The 18,638-nt window shown below is 60.9% G+C and carries 23 protein-coding genes and 3 pseudogenes; 14 read left to right on the forward strand and 12 right to left on the reverse strand.

From position 1 onward, the window contains the following. The first annotated feature begins 17 nt into the window (after positions 1-17). Positions 18-863, forward strand: a complete 846-nt coding sequence (gene pssA / locus ACZ9DP_RS28310) for a CDP-diacylglycerol--serine O-phosphatidyltransferase (RefSeq protein ID WP_476204231.1) — start codon at positions 18-20, stop codon at positions 861-863. A gap of 167 nt (positions 864-1,030) precedes the next feature. Beyond that, the gene (locus ACZ9DP_RS28315; protein ID WP_022714660.1) at positions 1,031-1,174 is read left to right on the forward strand and encodes a hypothetical protein; all 144 of its coding nucleotides are present in this window, start codon (positions 1,031-1,033) and stop codon (positions 1,172-1,174) included. Here the strand turns inward: ACZ9DP_RS28315 and ACZ9DP_RS28320 are convergent. From ACZ9DP_RS28320 to ACZ9DP_RS28330, 3 genes and pseudogenes are all read right to left on the reverse strand, one after another. After that, positions 1,171-1,343, reverse strand: a pseudogene (locus tag ACZ9DP_RS28320) (LysE family transporter); the annotation flags it as partial. The gene ACZ9DP_RS28315 and the pseudogene ACZ9DP_RS28320 overlap by 4 nt on opposite strands. Positions 1,344-1,430: 87 nt before the next feature. Next, the gene (locus tag ACZ9DP_RS28325; RefSeq protein WP_476204232.1) at positions 1,431-2,192 is read right to left on the reverse strand and encodes an SOS response-associated peptidase; all 762 of its coding nucleotides are present in this window, start codon (positions 2,190-2,192) and stop codon (positions 1,431-1,433) included. A gap of 44 nt (positions 2,193-2,236) precedes the next feature. Next, a complete protein-coding gene (locus ACZ9DP_RS28330; protein WP_183924802.1) occupies positions 2,237-2,557 on the reverse strand; it encodes a YnfA family protein in 321 nt (106 codons plus the stop codon). Between the two features lie 83 nt (positions 2,558-2,640). Here ACZ9DP_RS28330 and ACZ9DP_RS28335 point away from each other — a divergent pair, with 83 nt between their 5' ends. The 9 genes from ACZ9DP_RS28335 to ACZ9DP_RS28375 all read left to right on the forward strand — a co-directional run bounded on the left by ACZ9DP_RS28335 (position 2,641) and on the right by ACZ9DP_RS28375 (position 8,293). Further along, complete coding sequence (locus tag ACZ9DP_RS28335; RefSeq protein ID WP_239594797.1) at positions 2,641-3,057, forward strand: NUDIX hydrolase; 417 nt, start codon at positions 2,641-2,643, stop codon at positions 3,055-3,057. A 60-nt stretch (positions 3,058-3,117) separates the two neighbouring features. Beyond that, positions 3,118-3,549, forward strand: coding sequence for a TIGR02301 family protein (locus ACZ9DP_RS28340; protein WP_239594799.1), 432 nt, complete (start codon positions 3,118-3,120; stop codon positions 3,547-3,549). A 100-nt stretch (positions 3,550-3,649) separates the two neighbouring features. After that, positions 3,650-3,907 carry a hypothetical protein gene (locus tag ACZ9DP_RS28345; RefSeq protein ID WP_027507415.1) on the forward strand — a complete coding sequence of 86 codons (258 nt, stop codon included), beginning with the start codon at positions 3,650-3,652 and terminating at the stop codon, positions 3,905-3,907. Between the two features lie 11 nt (positions 3,908-3,918). Further along, positions 3,919-4,668 carry a hypothetical protein gene (locus tag ACZ9DP_RS28350; RefSeq protein WP_194729325.1) on the forward strand — a complete coding sequence of 250 codons (750 nt, stop codon included), beginning with the start codon at positions 3,919-3,921 and terminating at the stop codon, positions 4,666-4,668. A 79-nt stretch (positions 4,669-4,747) separates the two neighbouring features. Beyond that, positions 4,748-5,587 (forward strand): CAF17-like 4Fe-4S cluster assembly/insertion protein YgfZ, encoded by an 840-nt coding sequence (gene ygfZ / locus ACZ9DP_RS28355; protein WP_476204233.1) that lies wholly within the window; start codon positions 4,748-4,750, stop codon positions 5,585-5,587. Positions 5,588-5,613: 26 nt separating this feature from the next. Continuing rightward, positions 5,614-6,189 carry a YfbR-like 5'-deoxynucleotidase gene (locus tag ACZ9DP_RS28360; protein ID WP_074070213.1) on the forward strand — a complete coding sequence of 192 codons (576 nt, stop codon included), beginning with the start codon at positions 5,614-5,616 and terminating at the stop codon, positions 6,187-6,189. Continuing rightward, positions 6,186-6,716 carry a tyrosine phosphatase family protein gene (locus ACZ9DP_RS28365; RefSeq protein ID WP_476204235.1) on the forward strand — a complete coding sequence of 177 codons (531 nt, stop codon included), beginning with the start codon at positions 6,186-6,188 and terminating at the stop codon, positions 6,714-6,716. Before ACZ9DP_RS28360 ends, ACZ9DP_RS28365 begins: the two co-directional genes overlap by 4 nt. 32 nt (positions 6,717-6,748) lie before the next feature. After that, a complete protein-coding gene (locus ACZ9DP_RS28370) occupies positions 6,749-7,651 on the forward strand; it encodes a mechanosensitive ion channel family protein (RefSeq protein WP_476205494.1) in 903 nt (300 codons plus the stop codon). 66 nt (positions 7,652-7,717) lie between these two features. Continuing rightward, a complete protein-coding gene (locus tag ACZ9DP_RS28375) occupies positions 7,718-8,293 on the forward strand; it encodes a hypothetical protein (protein ID WP_476204236.1) in 576 nt (191 codons plus the stop codon). A 21-nt stretch (positions 8,294-8,314) separates the two neighbouring features. Here ACZ9DP_RS28375 and ACZ9DP_RS28380 read toward each other — a convergent pair whose 3' ends face one another. Together ACZ9DP_RS28380 and ACZ9DP_RS28385 are read right to left on the reverse strand one after the other, a co-directional pair. Then, a complete protein-coding gene (locus ACZ9DP_RS28380; RefSeq protein ID WP_476204237.1) occupies positions 8,315-8,830 on the reverse strand; it encodes a superoxide dismutase family protein in 516 nt (171 codons plus the stop codon). A 129-nt stretch (positions 8,831-8,959) separates the two neighbouring features. Continuing rightward, positions 8,960-9,289 carry a hypothetical protein gene (locus ACZ9DP_RS28385; protein WP_283071292.1) on the reverse strand — a complete coding sequence of 110 codons (330 nt, stop codon included), beginning with the start codon at positions 9,287-9,289 and terminating at the stop codon, positions 8,960-8,962. 435 nt (positions 9,290-9,724) lie between these two features. Between ACZ9DP_RS28385 and ACZ9DP_RS28390 the strand changes: the two genes are divergently transcribed. From ACZ9DP_RS28390 to ACZ9DP_RS28400, 3 genes and pseudogenes are all read left to right on the forward strand, one after another. Further along, positions 9,725-11,518: a putative bifunctional diguanylate cyclase/phosphodiesterase gene (locus tag ACZ9DP_RS28390; RefSeq protein WP_476204238.1), complete on the forward strand. Its 1,794-nt coding sequence runs from the start codon at positions 9,725-9,727 to the stop codon at positions 11,516-11,518. A 72-nt stretch (positions 11,519-11,590) separates the two neighbouring features. Then, entirely contained in the window at positions 11,591-12,235 is a 645-nt protein-coding gene (locus ACZ9DP_RS28395; protein WP_074067158.1) for an HD domain-containing protein, read from the forward strand. Positions 12,236-12,244: 9 nt separating this feature from the next. Then, a pseudogene (locus tag ACZ9DP_RS28400) lies at positions 12,245-13,103 on the forward strand (MOSC domain-containing protein). Here ACZ9DP_RS28400 and ACZ9DP_RS28405 read toward each other — a convergent pair. The 7 genes and pseudogenes from ACZ9DP_RS28405 to acpS form a co-directional block, all read right to left on the reverse strand. Then, a complete protein-coding gene (locus ACZ9DP_RS28405; protein WP_476204240.1) occupies positions 13,100-14,095 on the reverse strand; it encodes an aldo/keto reductase in 996 nt (331 codons plus the stop codon). The pseudogene ACZ9DP_RS28400 and the gene ACZ9DP_RS28405 overlap by 4 nt on opposite strands. 98 nt (positions 14,096-14,193) lie before the next feature. Then, on the reverse strand, positions 14,194-14,967 hold the full coding sequence (gene recO / locus ACZ9DP_RS28410) for a DNA repair protein RecO (RefSeq protein ID WP_074067155.1): 774 nt from the start codon (positions 14,965-14,967) through the stop codon (positions 14,194-14,196). A gap of 54 nt (positions 14,968-15,021) precedes the next feature. Beyond that, positions 15,022-15,477 (reverse strand): annotated as a pseudogene (locus tag ACZ9DP_RS28415) (response regulator); the annotation flags it as partial. A 212-nt stretch (positions 15,478-15,689) separates the two neighbouring features. Beyond that, entirely contained in the window at positions 15,690-16,631 is a 942-nt protein-coding gene (gene era, locus ACZ9DP_RS28420) for a GTPase Era (RefSeq protein ID WP_476204241.1), read from the reverse strand. Positions 16,632-16,638: 7 nt separating this feature from the next. Then, complete coding sequence (gene rnc / locus ACZ9DP_RS28425; protein WP_476204242.1) at positions 16,639-17,358, reverse strand: ribonuclease III; 720 nt, start codon at positions 17,356-17,358, stop codon at positions 16,639-16,641. Continuing rightward, positions 17,355-18,098: a signal peptidase I gene (gene lepB, locus ACZ9DP_RS28430; protein ID WP_039846693.1), complete on the reverse strand. Its 744-nt coding sequence runs from the start codon at positions 18,096-18,098 to the stop codon at positions 17,355-17,357. The genes rnc and lepB overlap by 4 nt, the downstream gene beginning before the upstream one ends. A 114-nt stretch (positions 18,099-18,212) precedes the next feature. Next, entirely contained in the window at positions 18,213-18,617 is a 405-nt protein-coding gene (gene acpS / locus ACZ9DP_RS28435; RefSeq protein ID WP_022714639.1) for a holo-ACP synthase, read from the reverse strand. Positions 18,618-18,638 lie beyond the last annotated feature (21 nt).

Raw genomic sequence — 18,638 nt, forward strand, 5'->3', positions numbered from 1 at the left:
AACGAATGGAGCGTGCTATGGAGACGCCTTTTCCGCCCTTCGAACCGAACGGCCCGAACGATGCGGCGCGCGGTCCGCGGCTCCGCGAAATTCCGCTACGCCTCGTCGTTCCCAATCTCATCACGATTCTGGCGATCTGCGCGGGCCTCACCGGCATCCGCCTCGCTTTCGAGAGCCGCTACGAGCTGGCGGTGATAATGGTGCTGCTGGCCGCCTTTCTCGACGGTATCGACGGGCGCATCGCCCGCCTGATGAAAGCAACCTCCAAGTTCGGCGCGCAGATGGATTCGCTCGCCGACATCGTCAATTTCGGTGTCGCGCCCGCTCTCGTCGTCTATGTCTTCGCGCTGGACAGCGCGCGCTCCATCGGCTGGATCGCCGCGCTGATCTATGCGATCGCCGCAGGCCTCCGCCTCGCCCGCTTCAACGTCATGGCGGAACGGGAAAATCGCGCGCCCTGGCAATCCGAATATTTCGTCGGCGTGCCTGCGCCCGCCGGTGCCATGCTGGTGCTGCTGCCCGTCTATCTCGGCTTCCTCGGCCTCACCGAAGACCGCACCTTCGCCTATATCTCTTCGGCCTATACGGTTCTGATCGCTTTCCTGCTCATCAGCCGCCTGCCCGTCTGGTCCGGCAAGTCCGAAGGCAGCCGCTTGCGGCGCGATCTGGTGCTGCCGCTGATGCTCGGCGTCGTGCTCTATGTCGCTCTCCTGATGAGCTTTACCTGGGAGGTCATGGTGTTCACCGTCATCGTCTACCTGCTGTCGCTGCCCTTCGGAGCACGTAAGTGGCAATTGAAGTACGGCACGCTCACGATCGAAGAACCGGGCGACGGCGACGACGATATCGGCCGCCACATCTGATTTCGTACTCTCCCGGTAAGCCCCGACGAACGCGAGGCTTCGCATCAAGCCTCGCGCAATGTGCATTGCGTACACAATTCCTGATAAACCATGCCTCTATTTTGTCGTTTTTGGCGACAAAAGAGCAGAACAATAAAAAGTCTAGGGAAGCGTGTAAGGAGAGTATCGTGACCTCGAAGAAAACAGACCAGGCGGAACAAGCGGCAAAGCCGGATCTGAGCACACATTACCGCCCGCTCGGCCTCAAGGCCGTTCTGGCCGCCGCGCTGATGCTGAAGAGCAAGCCGGCCCTCGTCAAGAAGATCGCCTAAGCCGGACGGAAGAAGCGAACGAGCAGGCTGATCGCCAGCAAGCTCATGACGATACCGATGATGACATCGAGAACCCGCCACGCGGCGGGTTTTGCGAATGCCGGCTGCAGTAACGCGCGCCATATCCCAAGCCAAAAAATCAGAGGAACGACGCGACGGCGGCCCCCATAGGCGATCCTGTCCGAACCCCAAACCCGAAAGGGCAGCCTCGATCAAGAACTTTGGGTTTCAGGAAAATGCTGAATGATATGGGGTTTTAAAAGAAGCTGAGCTGGCCGTCGCCAGCTTTCTTGCCGGGCGGTTTCGGCGGCGTCTTGACCACCAAGGGCGTCTGCAGGTCGGCTCCCATGTTGGCGACCTTGTTGACCTTGTCTGCGACGGGGATCGCTTCGAAGAAATCCTCGTCCGTCGGCTGCATCAGGCCGGCGACGTCGCGCGGTTCCTGCGCCTTGCAATCGAGCCAGCGGGCGAAATCCTCCGGCTTGATGACGACCGGCATGCGGTCATGGATCGTTGCGATGGAAGCGTTGGCGGCCGTGGTCAGGATCGCGCCCGTATCGACTTCCGAGCCGTCGGCCGACGACCAGGTCTCCATCAGGCCGGCGAACGCAACCACGCCGCCGCGGCGGGGCCTGATCCAATAAGCCTGGGGTTTCTCGCCGCTTTCTTTCGAGGGACGATGCCATTCGTAGAAGCCGGAAGCCGGGACGAGCACACGACGATGGCGCATCGCGGCGCGGAAGGATGCCTTGCCGATTGCGGTTTCGGCGCGCGCATTGATGAGCAGCGGAAATTCCTTCGGATCCTTGACCCAGGACGGCGTGAAACCCCAGCGCACCAGCACGGCGCGGCGATCTGGAAGATTGCTGCCGCGCTCCTGCGCTTCGCCGGAAACGACGACGAGGATCGGCTGCGTCGGCGCGATATTGTAGCGCGCGGGAAAGTCCCCGAGCTCCAGCAGCCCAAGTATCTCCTTCAACTCCTCCGGGGTCAGCGTCAAGGCATAGCGTCCGCACATGAATTTGTTTTTGCACCCTGTTTCGCAACCGTCAAGGCGCAACCCTAGCTGCGCGGCCCGAAGAGAATGATCGCCGTTCCGGCAAGGCAGACGGCCGCCCCGCCGATATCCCAACGGTCCGGAACACGGTTTTCTGCAAGCCACAGCCAGACAAGCGATGCGACGATGTAAATGCCGCCATAGGCCGCGAAGGTGCGCCCGGCCGCCTCGCTCGGCACCAGCGTCAGAAGCCAGGCGAAGAGGGCAAGCGAGACCATGCCCGGCGCGAGCCAGCCAATCGGCTTGCCCAACCTCAACCAGGCCCAGAAGGCAAAGCAGCCCGCGATTTCGAAGAGTGCTGCAAAAGCGTAGATGATATAGGTCAGGGTGCCCCTTCCCTTCGAATCGGCGATTGAATATTCAAAACGAGAATACGCAAATCCCCGGCTGAGAGTAGAGACGGCAGGTCATGACTTCAAAACCAAGAGCAGCGTCTTCAGCGATCCTCGAGCGCGACGGCCGCTTTCTCCTCGTGCTCCGCCGCAACCCGCCGTCTGCGGATATGTACGCCTTTCCCGGCGGCCGGGCGGAGGATGGCGAGACGCCTGATCAAACGGCGCTGCGCGAATTTGAGGAGGAGACCGGCATCCGCGCCTATAGTCCGCAGCTCTTTGCGTCCTACGACCTGACGGCCCATGCCGCCGACGGCAGCGTCAGCAGCCACTTTCTCCTTTCGGTCTTCACCGTGGAGGCTGACGGGGACGCGGTGGCGGTGGCGTCGGACGACGCAGCGGCTCTCGGCTGGTACACCGTCGAGGAAATCCGCCGCTTGCCGGTGCCGCAGTCGGTGCTTGAATGTGCCGAACGGCTCTCCGTGCAACAATAACGGCGTGGATAGTCATCAGCCTGCCTTGTTCCGGTCACGGCGCAGGTATCTTCTATCAATATGATTCCCGTGCGACGCGTTTTTCTGCCTCTCCTTGTCTGCGCCGGTTCGGCAATAGCGGCTGCGGCATGGGCGCAGGACAAGGCTCCGCCGGCGGTTCCCGAAGCCGTGCCGGCAGCGCCCGTGGTCGTGCCTTATGACGACAAGCTCTCGCGGCTGGCGGAGGTGATCGGCTCGGTCCACTACCTGCGCACGCTCTGCAAGGCGCCGGGCGGCAGCGAATGGCGAAGCGACATGCAAAAGCTGCTGGATTCGGAAACGAAAGACGAACCGCAGCGGAAGGAAAGGCTGACGGCGGCGTTCAACCGCGGCTACCGCGCTTTTGCTTCGGTCTACAACGATTGCACTCCATCAGCCATCGTGGCAGAAGAGCGCTACCGTAACGAAGGTGCAACACTCGCCACAGAAATTACCTCACGCTTTGGAAATTAGGGATAAATTAACCTGTTTTCACTCGCGCACGTGTCGTTTTGGGAAAAGGCTGATAGAGTTGTTAACCAGGCAGTAAGGCATGCAATTTGAGGAAGAGATGATGGAACCAAGCCTCAATGACATCGACGACATGATCGTCCACGAAAAGATGCAGGCGGCTCTGGAGTACCACAACGAAGCCTGGGCCGACGGTATGGCTGACGGTATCGAGCCAGAGATTATTGCCGACACGGCAATCGTTCAAGCGCTGCGCGAAACGATCCGCCGCCATGGCGAAAAGGGTGCAGAGGCGCTGCTTGATTCGTTGCGCGAACGTATGCTGGGTGGCGAATTTTCTCCGAACCGCACCCTGCAATAATAGAGAGTCCCATGCGTACCGGTAAGGACACCGAACCGCGGCTTTCGATCGCGCCGCTCCTGCTCGCTGTTTGTCTCAGCGCCGGCATTCTGGCGGCTCCTTCGGCAAATGCTCTTTCTGAACTCCAGAAGATTCCGGGCCAAGCCGATCCGCAGGCGGCCGATCAGAAAAATTCCGGACAGTCCCAGACACCGCCTTCAACGTCTCCGGGCGTGCCGATGCCGGATCCCCTCGTCAGCAAGGACAGCAGCCAAGGCAGCGACACGACGCCCGGCGCGAGTGACGATTCGAAGCCTGTCGAAGTAATCTACGACATCAGCAAGGTGCCGGAGCCGGTGCGCCGCATGCGCGAGCAGATCGTAGAAGCCGCAGCATCCGGCGACCTGGAGCGCCTGCGGCCGCTCTTCGGCAGCGGTGCCGAACAGACGCAAGTGTCAGTGGGCGAACCGACGGACGACCCGATCGGCACGCTGAAAGACCTATCGGGCGACCCGGACGGCGACGAGATCCTTGCAATCATGCTCGACGTGATCTCGACCGGTTTTGTGCATGTCGGCGCAGGCACGCCGAACGAGATGTATGTCTGGCCTTATTTCGCCGAGAAGGATTTGAAGGCTCTGACCCCGCCGGAACGCGTGGAACTGTTGCGCATCGTCACTGCGGGCGACCTTTCCGACATGCAGGAATTCGGCGGCTACACTTTCTACCGTCTCGGCATTACGCCCGCCGGCAAATGGAAGTTCTTCACGGCCGGCGACTGAGCTTGGCCTTTCAATCCCGCTTGCAGCCAGCGCACGGAAGACTTACTTCTGAGCGATAACGAACGCGACAGGTTCCGCCATGCCAGCCGTCTTTCTGAAGGATCGCGCGCTTATCCGCGTCAGCGGGGCCGACGCCGAAGCCTTTCTGCACAATCTCATTACGACCGACATCGTCTCGCTTTCCGCAAGCGAAGCCCGGCCGGGCGCGCTGCTGACGCCGCAGGGCAAGATCCTGTTCGACTTCATGATCTGGCGCGACGGTGCCGATTTCATCATCGAGACGGACGCCGGCCAGCGGGATGCATTCTTGAAGCGGCTGGCCATGTACAAACTGCGCGCCGCTGTGACACTTGAACCGGTCGAAGAGCAAGGCGTTACCGTGTCCTGGGACGAAGTGGCCGCGGAAGGGGTGGCCGACAGCCGCTTTGCGAAGGCCGGGGAGGTGCTTCTGCGCTGCCGCGGCAATCATGGCACGGCGGATGCCATGCTTTATGATGCCCTGCGCGCCGCGCACGGCGTTGCGATTTCCGGTGCGGATTTCGCCCTCCAGGACGCGTTTCCGCATGACGTGCTGCTGGATCTGAACGGTGGTCTTTCCTTCAGAAAGGGATGCTATGTCGGTCAGGAGGTGGTTTCCCGCATGCAGCATCGCGGCACCGCGCGCCGGCGTGTCGTTTCAGTCAGCGCCGATGCCGATCTGCCCGCCACAGGGACCGAGATCACCGCTGCCGGAAAGCCGGTCGGCGCTTTGGGCACCGTCGTCGGCAAAAATGGGCTTGCGATCGTCCGCATCGATCGCGTCGGCGAAGCCATCGCAAGCGGTATTTCGCTGCTGGCGGGAGAGACGACCGTTTCGCTAAGACTGCCGCCCTGGTCCGGCCTCACCTTCCCTGCGAGCCCCGACGAGGCGAGCGCGTGAGCAAGGAGCCACGCGCATGGCAGCGCATGCTGTCTGGCCGACGCCTGGATCTGCTCGACCCCTCGCCGCTCGATGTCGAGCTCAGCGATATCGCCCACGGCCTGGCGCGTGTCGCGCGTTGGAACGGCCAGACCTGCGGGAACCATGCCTTCTCCGTCGCCCAGCACTGCCTCGTCGTCGAGGACATTTTCCGGCGGTTCAACCATGCGACGCCGGACGATTGCATGATGGCGCTGCTGCACGATGCCCCGGAATATGTGATCGGCGACATGATCTCGCCGTTCAAGTCAGTCGTCGGCGGCGGCTATAAGGCCGTGGAGAAGCGTCTCGAGGCGGCGGTTCACCTGCGCTTCGGCCTGCCGCCGCACCCATCACGGGAACTCAAGGATAAGATCAAGAAGGCCGATACGATCGCGGCCTATTTCGAGGCGACCTGCCTGGCCGGTTTCACGCCTGTCGAAGCCCGGAAATTCTTCGGCCAGCCGCGCGGCATCAGCAAGGACATGTTGTTGATCGAGCCGCTTCCGGCGCTGGAGGCACAGCGGCTCTTCTGCGAGCGCTTCGAGGCGATCGAGACGATGCGGAGGAGTGCGAAACCATGACGAGGATCGTCGTCTCGCCGCTTTTCCGGATCGCCGAAATGGCGGTGCGCCACGGCGCGCGGGAAATGATCAGCCTGATGGCAAAGGAACAGGCCTTCCACCGGCCCGGCGTGATTGCCGCCGACCGCCACCTGCTCCTATACATGAACGACATCGCCTTCAAGGGAACAGGAAATCTCGTCGCACCTGAGGAGGCGCATGTGCGCCAGCTGATCGATTTTGCCGCCGCCTGGGATCAGCGCTCGCCTCTGCTGATCCATTGCTGGATGGGAGTTTCCCGCTCCCCCGCCGCCGCCCTGATCGCCGCGCTTTCGCTTGCGCCGGACCAGGACGAGATGGCGCTGGCAAAGCGCCTGCGCAGCGCCTCGCCCTATGCGACGCCCAATGCCCGAATCGTCGAAATCGGCGATGTGCTGCTCCAAAGAAAGGGCCGTCTGGTGGATGCCGTCCGCGCCATCGGACGCGGTGCTGATGCCGAGGGCAATGCGCCTTTCGTGTTCTCGGTGACGACAGAATTTGACGGTTGACGCTTCTGCCGCCTGCCCCATCTAGCCTTGGCATGGAGCAGGCAACGGACGTCATCGCGGCAACCCGCACCGCGCTCAACGAGGCAAGCGCGCTTGCCGTGCAATACTCGTTCTCGATCCTCGGAGCGATTATCCTTCTGATCGCCGGCTGGGTCATGGCGAGCTTCGTGAGCCGTTGGGCCTATGAAGGCATGTCGCGGGTGCGTGGCATCGACGAAACGCTGGCGCGTTTCTTCACGAATGTCTTGCGCTATGCTCTGCTAATCCTCGTTTTTGTCACGGTTCTTGCCCAATTCGGCGTTCAGACGGCGTCGATCATCGCTGCTCTTGGCGCTGCGGGCCTGGCGATCGGCCTGGCGCTGCAGGGAACGCTGCAGAATATCGCGGCGGGTATCATGCTGCTCATCCTGCGCCCCTTCCGGGTCGGGGAATATATCGAGACGAGCAGCGTCTCGGGCACCGTTCGCGAGATCGGCCTCTTCGCCACGGAGTTCAAGACATTTGACGGGCTCTATCGGCTCGCTCCGAATTCGATCCTCTGGAACACGCCGATCACCAACTACAGCCGGGAACCAACGCGCCAGAACGAGTTGAAGATAAGCCTCGCCTATGAAGACGATGCCGATGCCGCCATGGAGCGATTGCTCGGCTTTGCCACGGCCGACCCGCGCATCCTGAAAACGCCAGCCCCTGCCGTCTTCATCGACAGCATGAGCGGCGCAACGATCGGTCTCACGCTGCGCTATTGGGCCAAGACCGGGGATTGGTGGGGTGTGAGCCGCGACATGATCAAGCGTGCCAAGCTCGCCATCGATCAGGCCGGGCATCTCATTCCCCTATACGGCGCCGACGCGCAGTCCGGGCCGACGGCGGTCGCCGATGCCGAAATGATAGCCGGAGAGCCTGCGATGCCAGAACGAAAAAGCCGCCGGTAGGCAACCGGCACTCCGGCACGGAACGTTTTGACTCTCCATCGGTTAACCTCCCAAGGAGATGGACCGATGCCGCTGCCGAACTACCGCGATACGTTTCTGCAGTGCCTGCAGACCCTGAAGGACCTTATGGGGCCGTCGGAGGCATATGTCCGGTTTCGCTGGCAGGCGATCTATCTGACGCGCGGGCGCTTCTCCTATTTCTTCCGAGGCGCGCTCGACGGTCAGGTCAGCGGCTTTTCTGGTCAACAGATCGATCTGACGAACGGCGAAATCACCATCATTCCCGCCCGCTCCACTGCTCTTTACGGGGCGACCTTCGGACTTAACGAGGCGATCACGGCCTATAATGGTCCGGCGAAGTCGGTCATCGACGTCGCGCATGCCTTCAACGAGGCAAGCGGGATGAGCTACCATCCGGAATTCTTCTATGTCCGGATGGACCTGCTTCACAGCGCCAATGACAGCCGGATGGGCTTTACGCTCGATCCGCGCCTCAGGGAAAATACCAATCTCATCTTTGTCGGCGTTGAAGATCAGGTGACGGCGGATTTGCTGGAGGAAAGCGATATCGCCCGCTGGGTCGCGCAGGAAAAGCCGATGGCTTCGACGGACTGGTACGCCGAACGCTTCTACTACAGTTGAGAAGACGGCGCGCCCCACCCATCATTCGATAACGCCGCAAGCGAGCCTTGCGCCTGCATCGCCCGCCGGCTGACTGCGATAGTCATCCGAATTTGCGTGGATCATCAGCGCACGGCCGCGAACGCCGTCCTCCTTGCCGTCAAGCGTCGCCATGGTGTTGAAGACCTGGGCGCGCAGCACGCCGTGTTGGTCGACAAATTGATTCGGCATATCGCCGGCATGCGGACCCTTGGCTGTCAGGATGCCGTGCTCGGCCTCCGTCGGATTGAAATGCTTGCCTGCCGATTCATGATGGGTGGCCGGGTCGCATTTGCCGACTTCGTGGACATGGAACCCCACCCATCGGTTTGACGGAAGGCCGGAGACCTCGAGTTCGATTAGTACGCCGCCGCTGGCCGCAGCCGTCAGCGTCGCACGGCCGTTCTCCTTGCCGTCCGCGCCGACAAAATTTGCAACCGCTGTCTGCTTATCCTGCGCAAATGTTATCGAAGCCGTTGCGGCAACGGCGAATGCCGCGATTGTGACTATCCTTGCCATGCGGATTCCTTCCATTTTTGAGAGCTTATTGTTCCCAACGCCTCATAGAGGAAGGTGTTCCTGCTGCAGATCAGGCAAACAAAAAGCCGGCCATTCGAGGCCGGCTTCATCGATTGCTGCAGGTCAAGCTCAGGGCGCGATGTCGAGGTCGTACTGGCCGTATGTATTGCGGTAGAGTTCGGAGGCGTGATCGCTCTCGCCTGCCGCATCCTGAGAATTCGACGCCACGCTCCCGGCGCCGCTATCGCCAAGTTCGATCATCAAGGCGAGAACATTGTCGCCAGCTGTGGAGCGCGGCTGGCGTCCTGCATGGTCTTCACTGAACCGCTTGAAAATGCCGGGCTTTTCATCAGCTGCACGCTCCCCGCGGCTCAATACGCCATCACCATTCGCGTCCAGCCGCGAAAGGGTCGCCAAGTAGGCATAAGACGTTTCTGAAACAGATGAAACATGAGTCATACAAACCTCCGTTCACCGCCTTTTTTCCGGTGATGTCTGTACGCAATACGATGGGGGAAAATCAAAACTGACTCGGTGGATAAACTGATTTGCGAGTCGGGTCAATAAGTTGTTAACCTCTCATTAATCAAGGTTGACAAAGCTTTTACACGAAGCTTGCCGCCTTGCATCCTGAGCGTGCACGTGGCATGGTTGAAATATACGATTTCTCATATACTTCGCAGGCAACCGATTGTTAATTCGGCCCACAGATAATGATTGCAACGGGTTGCCGCAGCAGAACCGGTCGTTCCGGTATTGTTTAAATCGAATATTTTAAAGATTTTCAGAAAGGCCTTTGCATGCCCGGTGCGAAGCGCGGCGTTTCCTGCTCGGATTTGAGCTATGGGGATCAGCGGTAATTCGCAGCGGCCTGCATGCAGGATAATTGCCCTCATGGATGCTGATACGCTCTTTTGGCAGCAATGCACCCAAGCCGCAAACAACGACGGTTCAGTCGATGCGAAGCGCCTCATGGCGCTGGTCATCGAGACCTATCGAAGCCATGGCCGCAACCATGCCCTTTTCGCCCTCGTGCTCGATAACCTGCCGCTCGGTCTCAGCGTCTTCGATTCGGCACAGCGCCTGATCCTCTGCAACGACCGGTTCCGCCAGCTCTTCGGTTTCTCCGCCGATCAGGCAGTCCCTGGAGTTTCTGTGCGGGCTCTCAGCACCAGGATCCCCGGAAAAGAGAGGAAGATGGTTCGATCCGCTTACCGCTCCAAAGAGGCGTCTGCAATGCCGCCCGGCCAAGGTAAAATCCGCCGGCGCGAATGGCTGATGGACGACGGCCGCATTATCTTCAGTGTTGTGACCGTCTTACCGGATGGCAGCAATATCGCGATCCATTCAGACATCACCGAAGAGCGGAAGGCCGCCGAGCGGATCGCCCACCTCGCGCATCACGATCCGCTGACCGGCCTGCCGAACCGCATCCGTTTTCGCAACCAGGTCGATGCCGCCCTTTCCGAGCGCGCGCCAAACGAGCAGATCGCGCTCGTGCACCTGAACCTCGACCGCTTCAAATCTATCAACGATACAATGGGCGTTTCGACCGGCGACGCCATCCTTCGCCAGGTTGCAGAACGCATCCGTGCATCGGCTAGCAGCGAGAATATGCTGGCCCGCCTCGGCTCCGATGAATTCGCGATTCTTCAACGTGGAAGGCAGCAGCCGTGGAATGTCACGGCGCTTGCCGACCAGATCCGCCGCGAGCTTTCAGAGCCCTTCTTTCGCGGCGACAAGCAGATCGAGCTCAGCGTCTCGATGGGAATTGCACTCGCGCCCGAAGATGGTGCCGAGACCGACGTATTGCTCCGCAACGCCGGTGTCGCGCTCTCGCAGGCCAAGGCGGACGGACGCAAGCACGAGCGCTTCTTCACGAGCGAGATGGCATCCCGCATCCAGGCCCGCCACGCGCTCGAAGCCGACCTTCGGCTGGCGTTGCACAGCGACGAATTCGAACTGCACTACCAGCCGCTCTATGACCTGCGTCAGCAGCGCATTTGCGGTTTCGAAGCCCTTGTACGCTGGAACCATCCAACGCGCGGCCGCGTGCCGCCGATGGAGTTCATCCCACTTGCCGAAGAGGTCGGCCTCGTCGTCGATATCGGGCGCTGGGTCCTGAGAAAGGCGTGCCGCCAGGCCGCATGCTGGCCGGAAGACATCAAGATCGCCGTCAACGTCTCGGCGATCCAGTTCACCAGCAGCAATCTGCTGGCCGATGTCGATGAGGCGATTGCGCAGGCTGCGATATCCCCGGCGCGGCTGGAACTGGAGATCACCGAAAGCGTGCTGATGGAAAATCTCGACGATACGCTGCCGATCCTTCATGCCTTAAAGGAGCGCGGCATCCGGATTTCCATGGATGATTTCGGCACCGGTTATTCGTCGCTGAGCTACCTGAGCAGCTTTCCCTTCGACAAGATCAAGATCGACAAATCGTTCGTCTGCGGAATCGCCGAAAACAAGGAAGCCTATGCCATCATGCACGCAATCATCCTGCTCGGCGACGCGCTCGGCATGCGCGTCACCGTCGAGGGCGTCGAGACGGCCGAACAGAAGAGCCTGCTCGAAAGCGAGGAATGCGACGAGATTCAGGGCTACTACATCAGCCCGCCGGCACCTGCCGCTGACGTCGCGCGGCTGCTTTCAGCATCACGCTCCGGATCCATGGCGAAGGCGAGCTGAGAGCTTCATTGCGACTCGTGTCCGGAAGCTTTATGCGAAAGTCCGAGCACTCCTAAAAATCCGGTGACAGGCATGTTCGAAGCCAAGGCCTTTTCTCCTTTTGAAAGTCTCGCGGCCAAACTCACTCCCTACGCCGCGGAGGGCGATGACGGGTCGCATGACCTTGCCCATATCCTGCGCGTCTTCCGCAATGCGATGCGGATACACGCAACAGAGGGCGGAAACGGTCGGATCCTAGCCGCCGCCGTTCTGCTCCATGACTGCGTCGCGGTCGAAAAGAGCTCACCGTTGCGCTCCAAAGCTTCGGCACTCGCCGCAGAGAAGGCATCCGGCATCCTGAAGAAACTGGGCTGGGCGGCAGATGAGATCGCGGCCGTTGCGCATGCGATCACCACCCACAGCTTTTCTGCCAACATCACCCCGGAAACCCTGGAAGCGCGAATATTGCAAGACGCCGACCGCCTCGACGCAATCGGCATGGTGGGCGCGGCGCGCTGTTTCTATATCGGCGGCCGCATGGCGTCGGGCCTTTATGATCCATTCGATCCGGCTGCCGAACGTCGCCCCCTCGACGACCGGCGCTATGCCATTGACCATTTTCAGACAAAGCTGTTCAAACTTGCCGACGGATTTCAGACGGTGGCGGGTCGCGCCCTTGCCGCCGAACGCGACAAGCGTCTGCGCGACTTCCTCACGGCATTCATGGACGAGATTTAGGAGAACGAAATGCGCGTCAGCGATCTTTTTATCTATCCGCTCAAGAGCGCCCGCGCCATCGCCATCCCTTTCTCGGCGGTAGACGCCTTCGGCCTTCCCGGCGACCGGCGCGCGATGGTGACGGATCCTGACGGTCATTTCATCACGCAACGCGAATTGCCGGCACTCGCCCGGATCGAAGTCCAGCCCGAGCCGGAGGCTTTCCGGCTGGTGATGACGGGGAAGCCGGATATCGCCGTCCCGCCGCCGCAGCCGGACCGCCGCATGGATGTCGTCGTCTGGAAATCCCTGGTGAATGCCGCAGTTGCTGACGACGAAAGCAATGCTCGGCTTTCCGAATGGCTCGGACGGGACGTGAAGCTGGTCTTCTTCGATAGTCAGGCGCAGCGCATCGCCAACCCCGAATGGGCAGGCGGTGAGACCCCCATGACATTCGCGGACGGCTATCAGATCCTGGTGACAACGACCGGCTCGCTGAAAGCGCTCAACGCCAACCTCGCCTCGCATGCGGAGGGCAGCGTCGGCATGGAGCGCTTCCGGCCGAACATCGTTATCGATACGGACGAAGCCTGGCCGGAGGACCGCTGGGCGGCAATCGAGATCGGCGGCATCCGTTTCGATCTCGTGAAACCCTGCGCGCGCTGCATCATGACGACGCAGGACCAAATGACGGGCTCGCGCGAGATGCCAAACCCGATGCCTGCCATGGGGCCGCATCCGCATGTCGGCAGACCGCCGCGTGCGCGGCGCGATTTTCGGCTGGAATGCCGTACCGCGCGGCACCGGCCGGATCGCCATCGGCGATGCCGTCACCATCATCGAGGAACGGCCGGAAGGCTGGGCTTTCAAGGTGCGCGCGGCGGGTTAGCGGCCGGCTAGCGCCGCATCGATCCGTGCCATCACATCCCGTGGCAGCGGTCCCTTTTCCAAAGCGCCGGCGTTTTCCTCAACCTGGGCGACTGTGCGAAAACCGGGAATGGGCAGCGTGCGCGGCGAGCGTGCCCATAACCACGCAAGAGCGCCTTGTGTCAGCGTGCGGCCGCCGGTGGTCAGCAGGTCGCGAACGGCTTCCAAACGGGCTGCGAATTCCGGCGCGATGCGCCCATCCTTGAAATAAACCATCCAGTCGAGGCTCGTGGCGCGGACATCCTTGGCGCCGACTGTCTTCTCCGGCGTAAACTTGCCGCTCAGAAGCCCCATCGCCAGCGGTCCGCGGTTGATCGACAGCAGGCCGTTCTTTTCGACTACATCGACCATGGCCGGCACCGGCTCAAAGACATTCATCGTGTGCTGTATGGATACGAAGCCCTTGCAACCTGCGTGGCGGGCGGCGCGATCCGGGAAGTCCGTGCTCCAACCGAAGGCGTCGATCTTACCCTCTGCCTTGAGTGCCTCGAGTACATCGAAAACTTCGTCCGACGCTTCCAGCGGGAAATGGTTCAGGTGGAACTGCAGGAGATCGAGCCGCTCGCGCTTCAGCCGGCGCAGCGACGTTTCCGCCGATTGGCGGATGAAGGCTGGATCGGCAAAGGCGCCCGTTGCCTGCTTCGTTTTCTCGTCGGTGGCAAAACCGAATTTCGTGGCAATAACGATATCGTCGCGATTGCCGATCGCGCGGCCAACGACTTCTTCCGAATGCCCGGCGCCATAGTTCGAAGCCGTGTCGAAAAAGCGGATGCCGAGATCGACGGCGCGATGAATGGCCTCGATCGACTCGTCATCGTCGACCTCCCCCCAACCGAGTGGAACGTCGCCTGCGAAGAACGGCCCTCCGATCGCCCAGCAGCCCATGCCGAGCCTCGGGATTTCGCGGCCATTCCAGAGCGTGATCGTTGTCGCATTATCTGTCTTCGTCAGCATGAAAGTCCTCCAAAGCAATATGAGCAGACATAGGCAGGACGCCGGAACGGATAAACCTCCAATTCCGCAGCATGTTTTTCAGCAGTGAAAAACCACCCTCAGGCCGAGAGCTCGTCCGGCGCTGGAGGAACGGCCCCGAGAGACGAATTGAGTGCCTTCAGGGCTGCCTGAATGAAGCCGTCGCGGGCTGCAGTCGCTTCGATCCCGCGCGGCTCGTAGACGTGGCGATGCAAGAAAAAGCCCGTCAGGCGAAAGGCCGCGCTCAGACTGTCGAAGTCTGCGGCATCATTGCCGTCGGCGCGGAGAAAGCCCGGAAGCACGAACATCTTGTCCGCCCAGGGGGCACCGGCTGACCGGCTGACCGCCCGGCCGGATTTCGGCGAGACATAGGCAAGATCGGTCCGCGCGCCCGTTGCGGCGCATTCGGCAAGGTCAAGGCCGAAGCCGAGGTCGTTGAGGACGGCGAGCTCGAAGCGGACGAAAAGTTCACCGGCATCCGCCGGATTGTGGAGATTGTCGAGGATGACTTCGAGCGCATCGTAAAGATGCGGATGCGGGTCGCGCTCCGGCAAAAGCCGCAAAAGAGCGCCCATCGCCTGCACCCCATAGACGGCGGTGGCTGTTTCCATGAGCTGTGCTGCGCGCAACCGCAGCGGCTCGACGCGGAATTCGCCGAGATGCTCGTCGAGGCGCGCGCGCCAGATGACATCCACCTCATTGCCGGGCTGCAATACCGGCTGCATCGCGCGCGAACGGCCGGAACGCACCAGCCCGAGATGCCGGCCCCGAGCACGCGTCATCACCTCGGCAATGACGCTGGTCTCGCCGTGGCGTTTGACGCCAAGAATGATTGCATGATCCTGCCACTGCATGGCGAACGACCCTCAAGCTTGCGGAATTGATCCTAAAGCAAGCACAGCCCTATGTCATGAAGCCGGGTCCAATTCGGCAGTAGGAAAGAGCTTCTCGAGGAATTCGCGCATCGCACCTTCGTCGAAGGGCTTTACGAGAAGCGGCACATCCTGGAGGTCCGGTGGGAAGTCCCGCGTATCGGAATAGCCGCTGACGAAGCCGAAAGGGATGCCCGTGTCATTCAAATGCCGGGCAAAGCCGAAGCTCATCGCCTCGCCGAGATTGACGTCGAGTAGCGCGAAATCATAGGTTTCCGACTTCACGGCATCCATCGCCTGATCGAGGCCGCTTGCGATATCGATGGCCCCCACGCCGACGGCGCGGAGCATATCTTCCGCTTCCATCGCGATGATGAGACTGTCTTCAAGGACCAGAACACGGCTTGCGTTCATGATCTCCGCGCCCTTCGCTGAACGCCGTTTACGGCGCACACCGTCTGCATAACCCGCATCTCTACCTCTGGTACCCCCTTATGCCCGGTTAGCGGGCTATAGGCCATGCGACCTGAGTGAGCCGCTTTTCCGATTCTGTCGATAAGAAGCAAAATCGGAGGAAAAGTGGCATCACCGACCTTATTTTCTGTTTGACCGATTTGCATTCAAAAAAGACATGGCCGCAGAAATTTTATGAGCAGCCGCCTGGTTTCGCCAAGCCATTCGAGCTGCCGGTCTTTCTCAATCGGTCAACGCGGAAAGTCGAGCCCCATTTCCCGGAACCGCTCCGGGTCATCGCCCCAGTTCTCGCGAACCTTGACGAAGAGGAACAGGTGCACCGGCTGTTCAAGGATTTCGGCGAGTTCCTTTCGGGATGCCGAGGAGATCGCCTTGATCGTCTCGCCACCCTTGCCAAGCGTGATCTTCTTCTGGCTGTCGCGCTCGACATAGATCACCTGCTCGATACGGACCGAGCCGTCCTTGCGCTCTTCCCATTTTTCCGTTTCGACGTGGGAGGAATAGGGAAGCTCCTGGTGCAGACGCAGGAAGAGTTTTTCGCGGGTGATCTCGGCGGCGAGCTGGCGCATCGGCAGATCGGAAATCTGATCTTCCGGATAGTACCATGGGCCTTCGGGCAGGGTCTTGGTCAGATAATCCATGACGTCGTCGCAGCCGGAGCCGTTCTCCGCCGAGATCATGAAGGTCTGCTCGAAGGCGATCTTCTCGTTCGCGGCAGCGGCCAGCGCCAGCAAGTCTTCGCGCTTGACGCGGTCGATCTTGTTGAGCAGGAGTATCTTCGGCTGTCGCACCTCCTTGAGCCCTTCCAGGATCGCCTCCGCGTCGCCGCGCAGGCCGCGCTCGCTGTCAATCAGCAACATGATGAGATCGGCATCCTTGGCCCCGCCCCAGGCCGACGTGACCATGGCGCGGTCCAGTCTGCGGCGCGGCTTGAAGATGCCGGGCGTATCCATGAAGACGATCTGCGCATTGCCATGGATCGCGATGCCGCGGACAATGGCGCGCGTCGTCTGCACCTTGTGGCTGACGATCGACACCTTGGCACCGACAAGGCGGTTTACCAAGGTCGATTTTCCGGCATTGGTCGGGCCTATCAGGGCGACGAAGCCGGAATGCGTTTCGCCATTGGTTTCAGCGGCGACTTCATGCGCCATATCGTTTTCTTCCGTCATTGTCCCGTCAATTTCCGGCAGAGGCTTTCAGCCAAATGCCTTCGCGTTCCAGCATCTTTGCTGCGGCGACCTGTTCGGCCGCACGCTTCGAGCGCTCGACTCCCGTTTCCGGCTTCACGCCGACCACTTCCACCGTCACCGTGAAGCGCGGATCATGATCCGGCCCGGTGCGATCTTCAACCCGATATTGCGGCGTGACGCCGAATTTCGCGTGCGCCCATTCCTGCAGTTCGGTCTTGGCGTCCCGCTTTGCGCCGTCGGCGCGGGTCGCCCGCTTTTCCCAGTATTTCAGGATGAAGCGGCGGGCGACCTCAAGACCGCCATCGAGATAGAGTGCCGCGATCAGGCTTTCGACTACATCGGCGCGCACGTTCATCATGCGCTTGCCGGTGAGCTTCTTGACGTCGGAGCCTGTGCGGACAAAAAGGTGCAGACCCAGTTCGTCGGCCACTTCCGCGCAGGTCTCGGCGCTGACCAGCTGGTTCAGGCGCACCGACAGCTCGCCCTCCCCGGCCGTCCCGAAAGTGCGAAAAAGCAGTTCGGCGATGCACAGGCCCAGCACACGGTCGCCCAGGAACTCCAGACGTTCGTAATTGGCGCCCTTCTGCGTGCGGGCGCTCGCATGCGTCAAAGCCCGGTCCAGGCGCTCCTTCCCGGCGAACTCGTGGCCGATCAAGGCTTCAAGCCTCGTCCGGTCCGCCGCCGAAAGCGTCTGCACTTTGCTCATTCAACAACCTTGAAGAGGCGGTCCCACCGCATGTTGGCCGGCCATTTCCAGATTTCGCGGAACGACGTGTCGTTGCCGAGCGAGAAGAAGATGACGCTGGCGCGGCCGACGAGGTTTTCCGCCGGAACGAAGCCGACGTCGAAACGGCTGTCGAGAGAATTGTCGCGGTTGTCGCCCATCATGAAGTAATGGCCTTCCGGCACGACGAAATCCTGGGTGTTGTCGCCGCGCGAAACGGGCGACTGGTCCAGCGTGTCGTAGGTCTTGCCATCGTCGAGCGTTTCGCGGAACACCGGCACGTCTTCGCCCGGATCGAGCTTGTAGTCCGAGGTAAAGGCGCCGTCGGCCACCTTCGGAACCGGCTTCCCATTGATATGGAGCACGCCATCCGTCACCTGGATATGGTCGCCCGGCAGGCCGACGACGCGCTTGATGTAGTCGATGTCCGGGTTCGGGGGGAAGCGGAAGACGACGATATCGCCGCGATTCGGCTCGGAGCCGAAGATGCGGCCGCTGAAAAGGTTCGGCGAAAAAGGCAGCGAGTATTTCGAATAGCCGTAAGCGAATTTGTTGACGAAGATGTAGTCGCCGACGAGCAGGGTCGGCATCATCGATCCGGATGGTATCGTGAACGGCTGGAAGAAGACCGTCCGGATCACCATCGCCAGCAACAATGCCTGAATAATGACTTTAATATTTTCCCAAAGGGCGTTCGGCTTAGTATCGGCTTTTTCGGACACGCAGTCTTGTTCCTTAAAGGCGCCGCAGCGGCGCATTCTCTGTTTGCTTCTCTCTAGCGGCTTCGGCGGGTGGCGGCAATGCCGCGAACATTAAAAGCGACCACACGCCGCTCCTCACGCGCTTTCCGGCAGGGCTTCAATGATCACGAATGCCTGAGCAAGCGGATAATCATCGGTTATCGTCAAATGCACCATCGCCCTGTGTCCGGCAGGCAGCATGGACTGAAGCACGACAGCGGCGCCGCCCGTCAGCTGCATCGTCGGCTTGCCGCTCGGCAGATTGACGACACCCAGATCCTTCCAGAAAACGCCCTGCGCCATGCCCGTGCCGAGCGCCTTCGAACAGGCTTCCTTGGCGGCGAAACGCTTCGCATAGGATTCGGCGCGGTTGGCGCGGCGGTCGGAGCGCGCCCGCTCGATCTCGGTGAAGCAACGGTGGGTGAAGCGCTCGCCGAAGCGCTCAAGCGACTTTTCGACACGGCGGATGTCGATGAGATCGCTGCCAATGCCGATGATCATGCGATGCCTCTCTGTCGAAAC

The organism is Rhizobium sp. USDA 4016 (assembly GCF_056279705.1).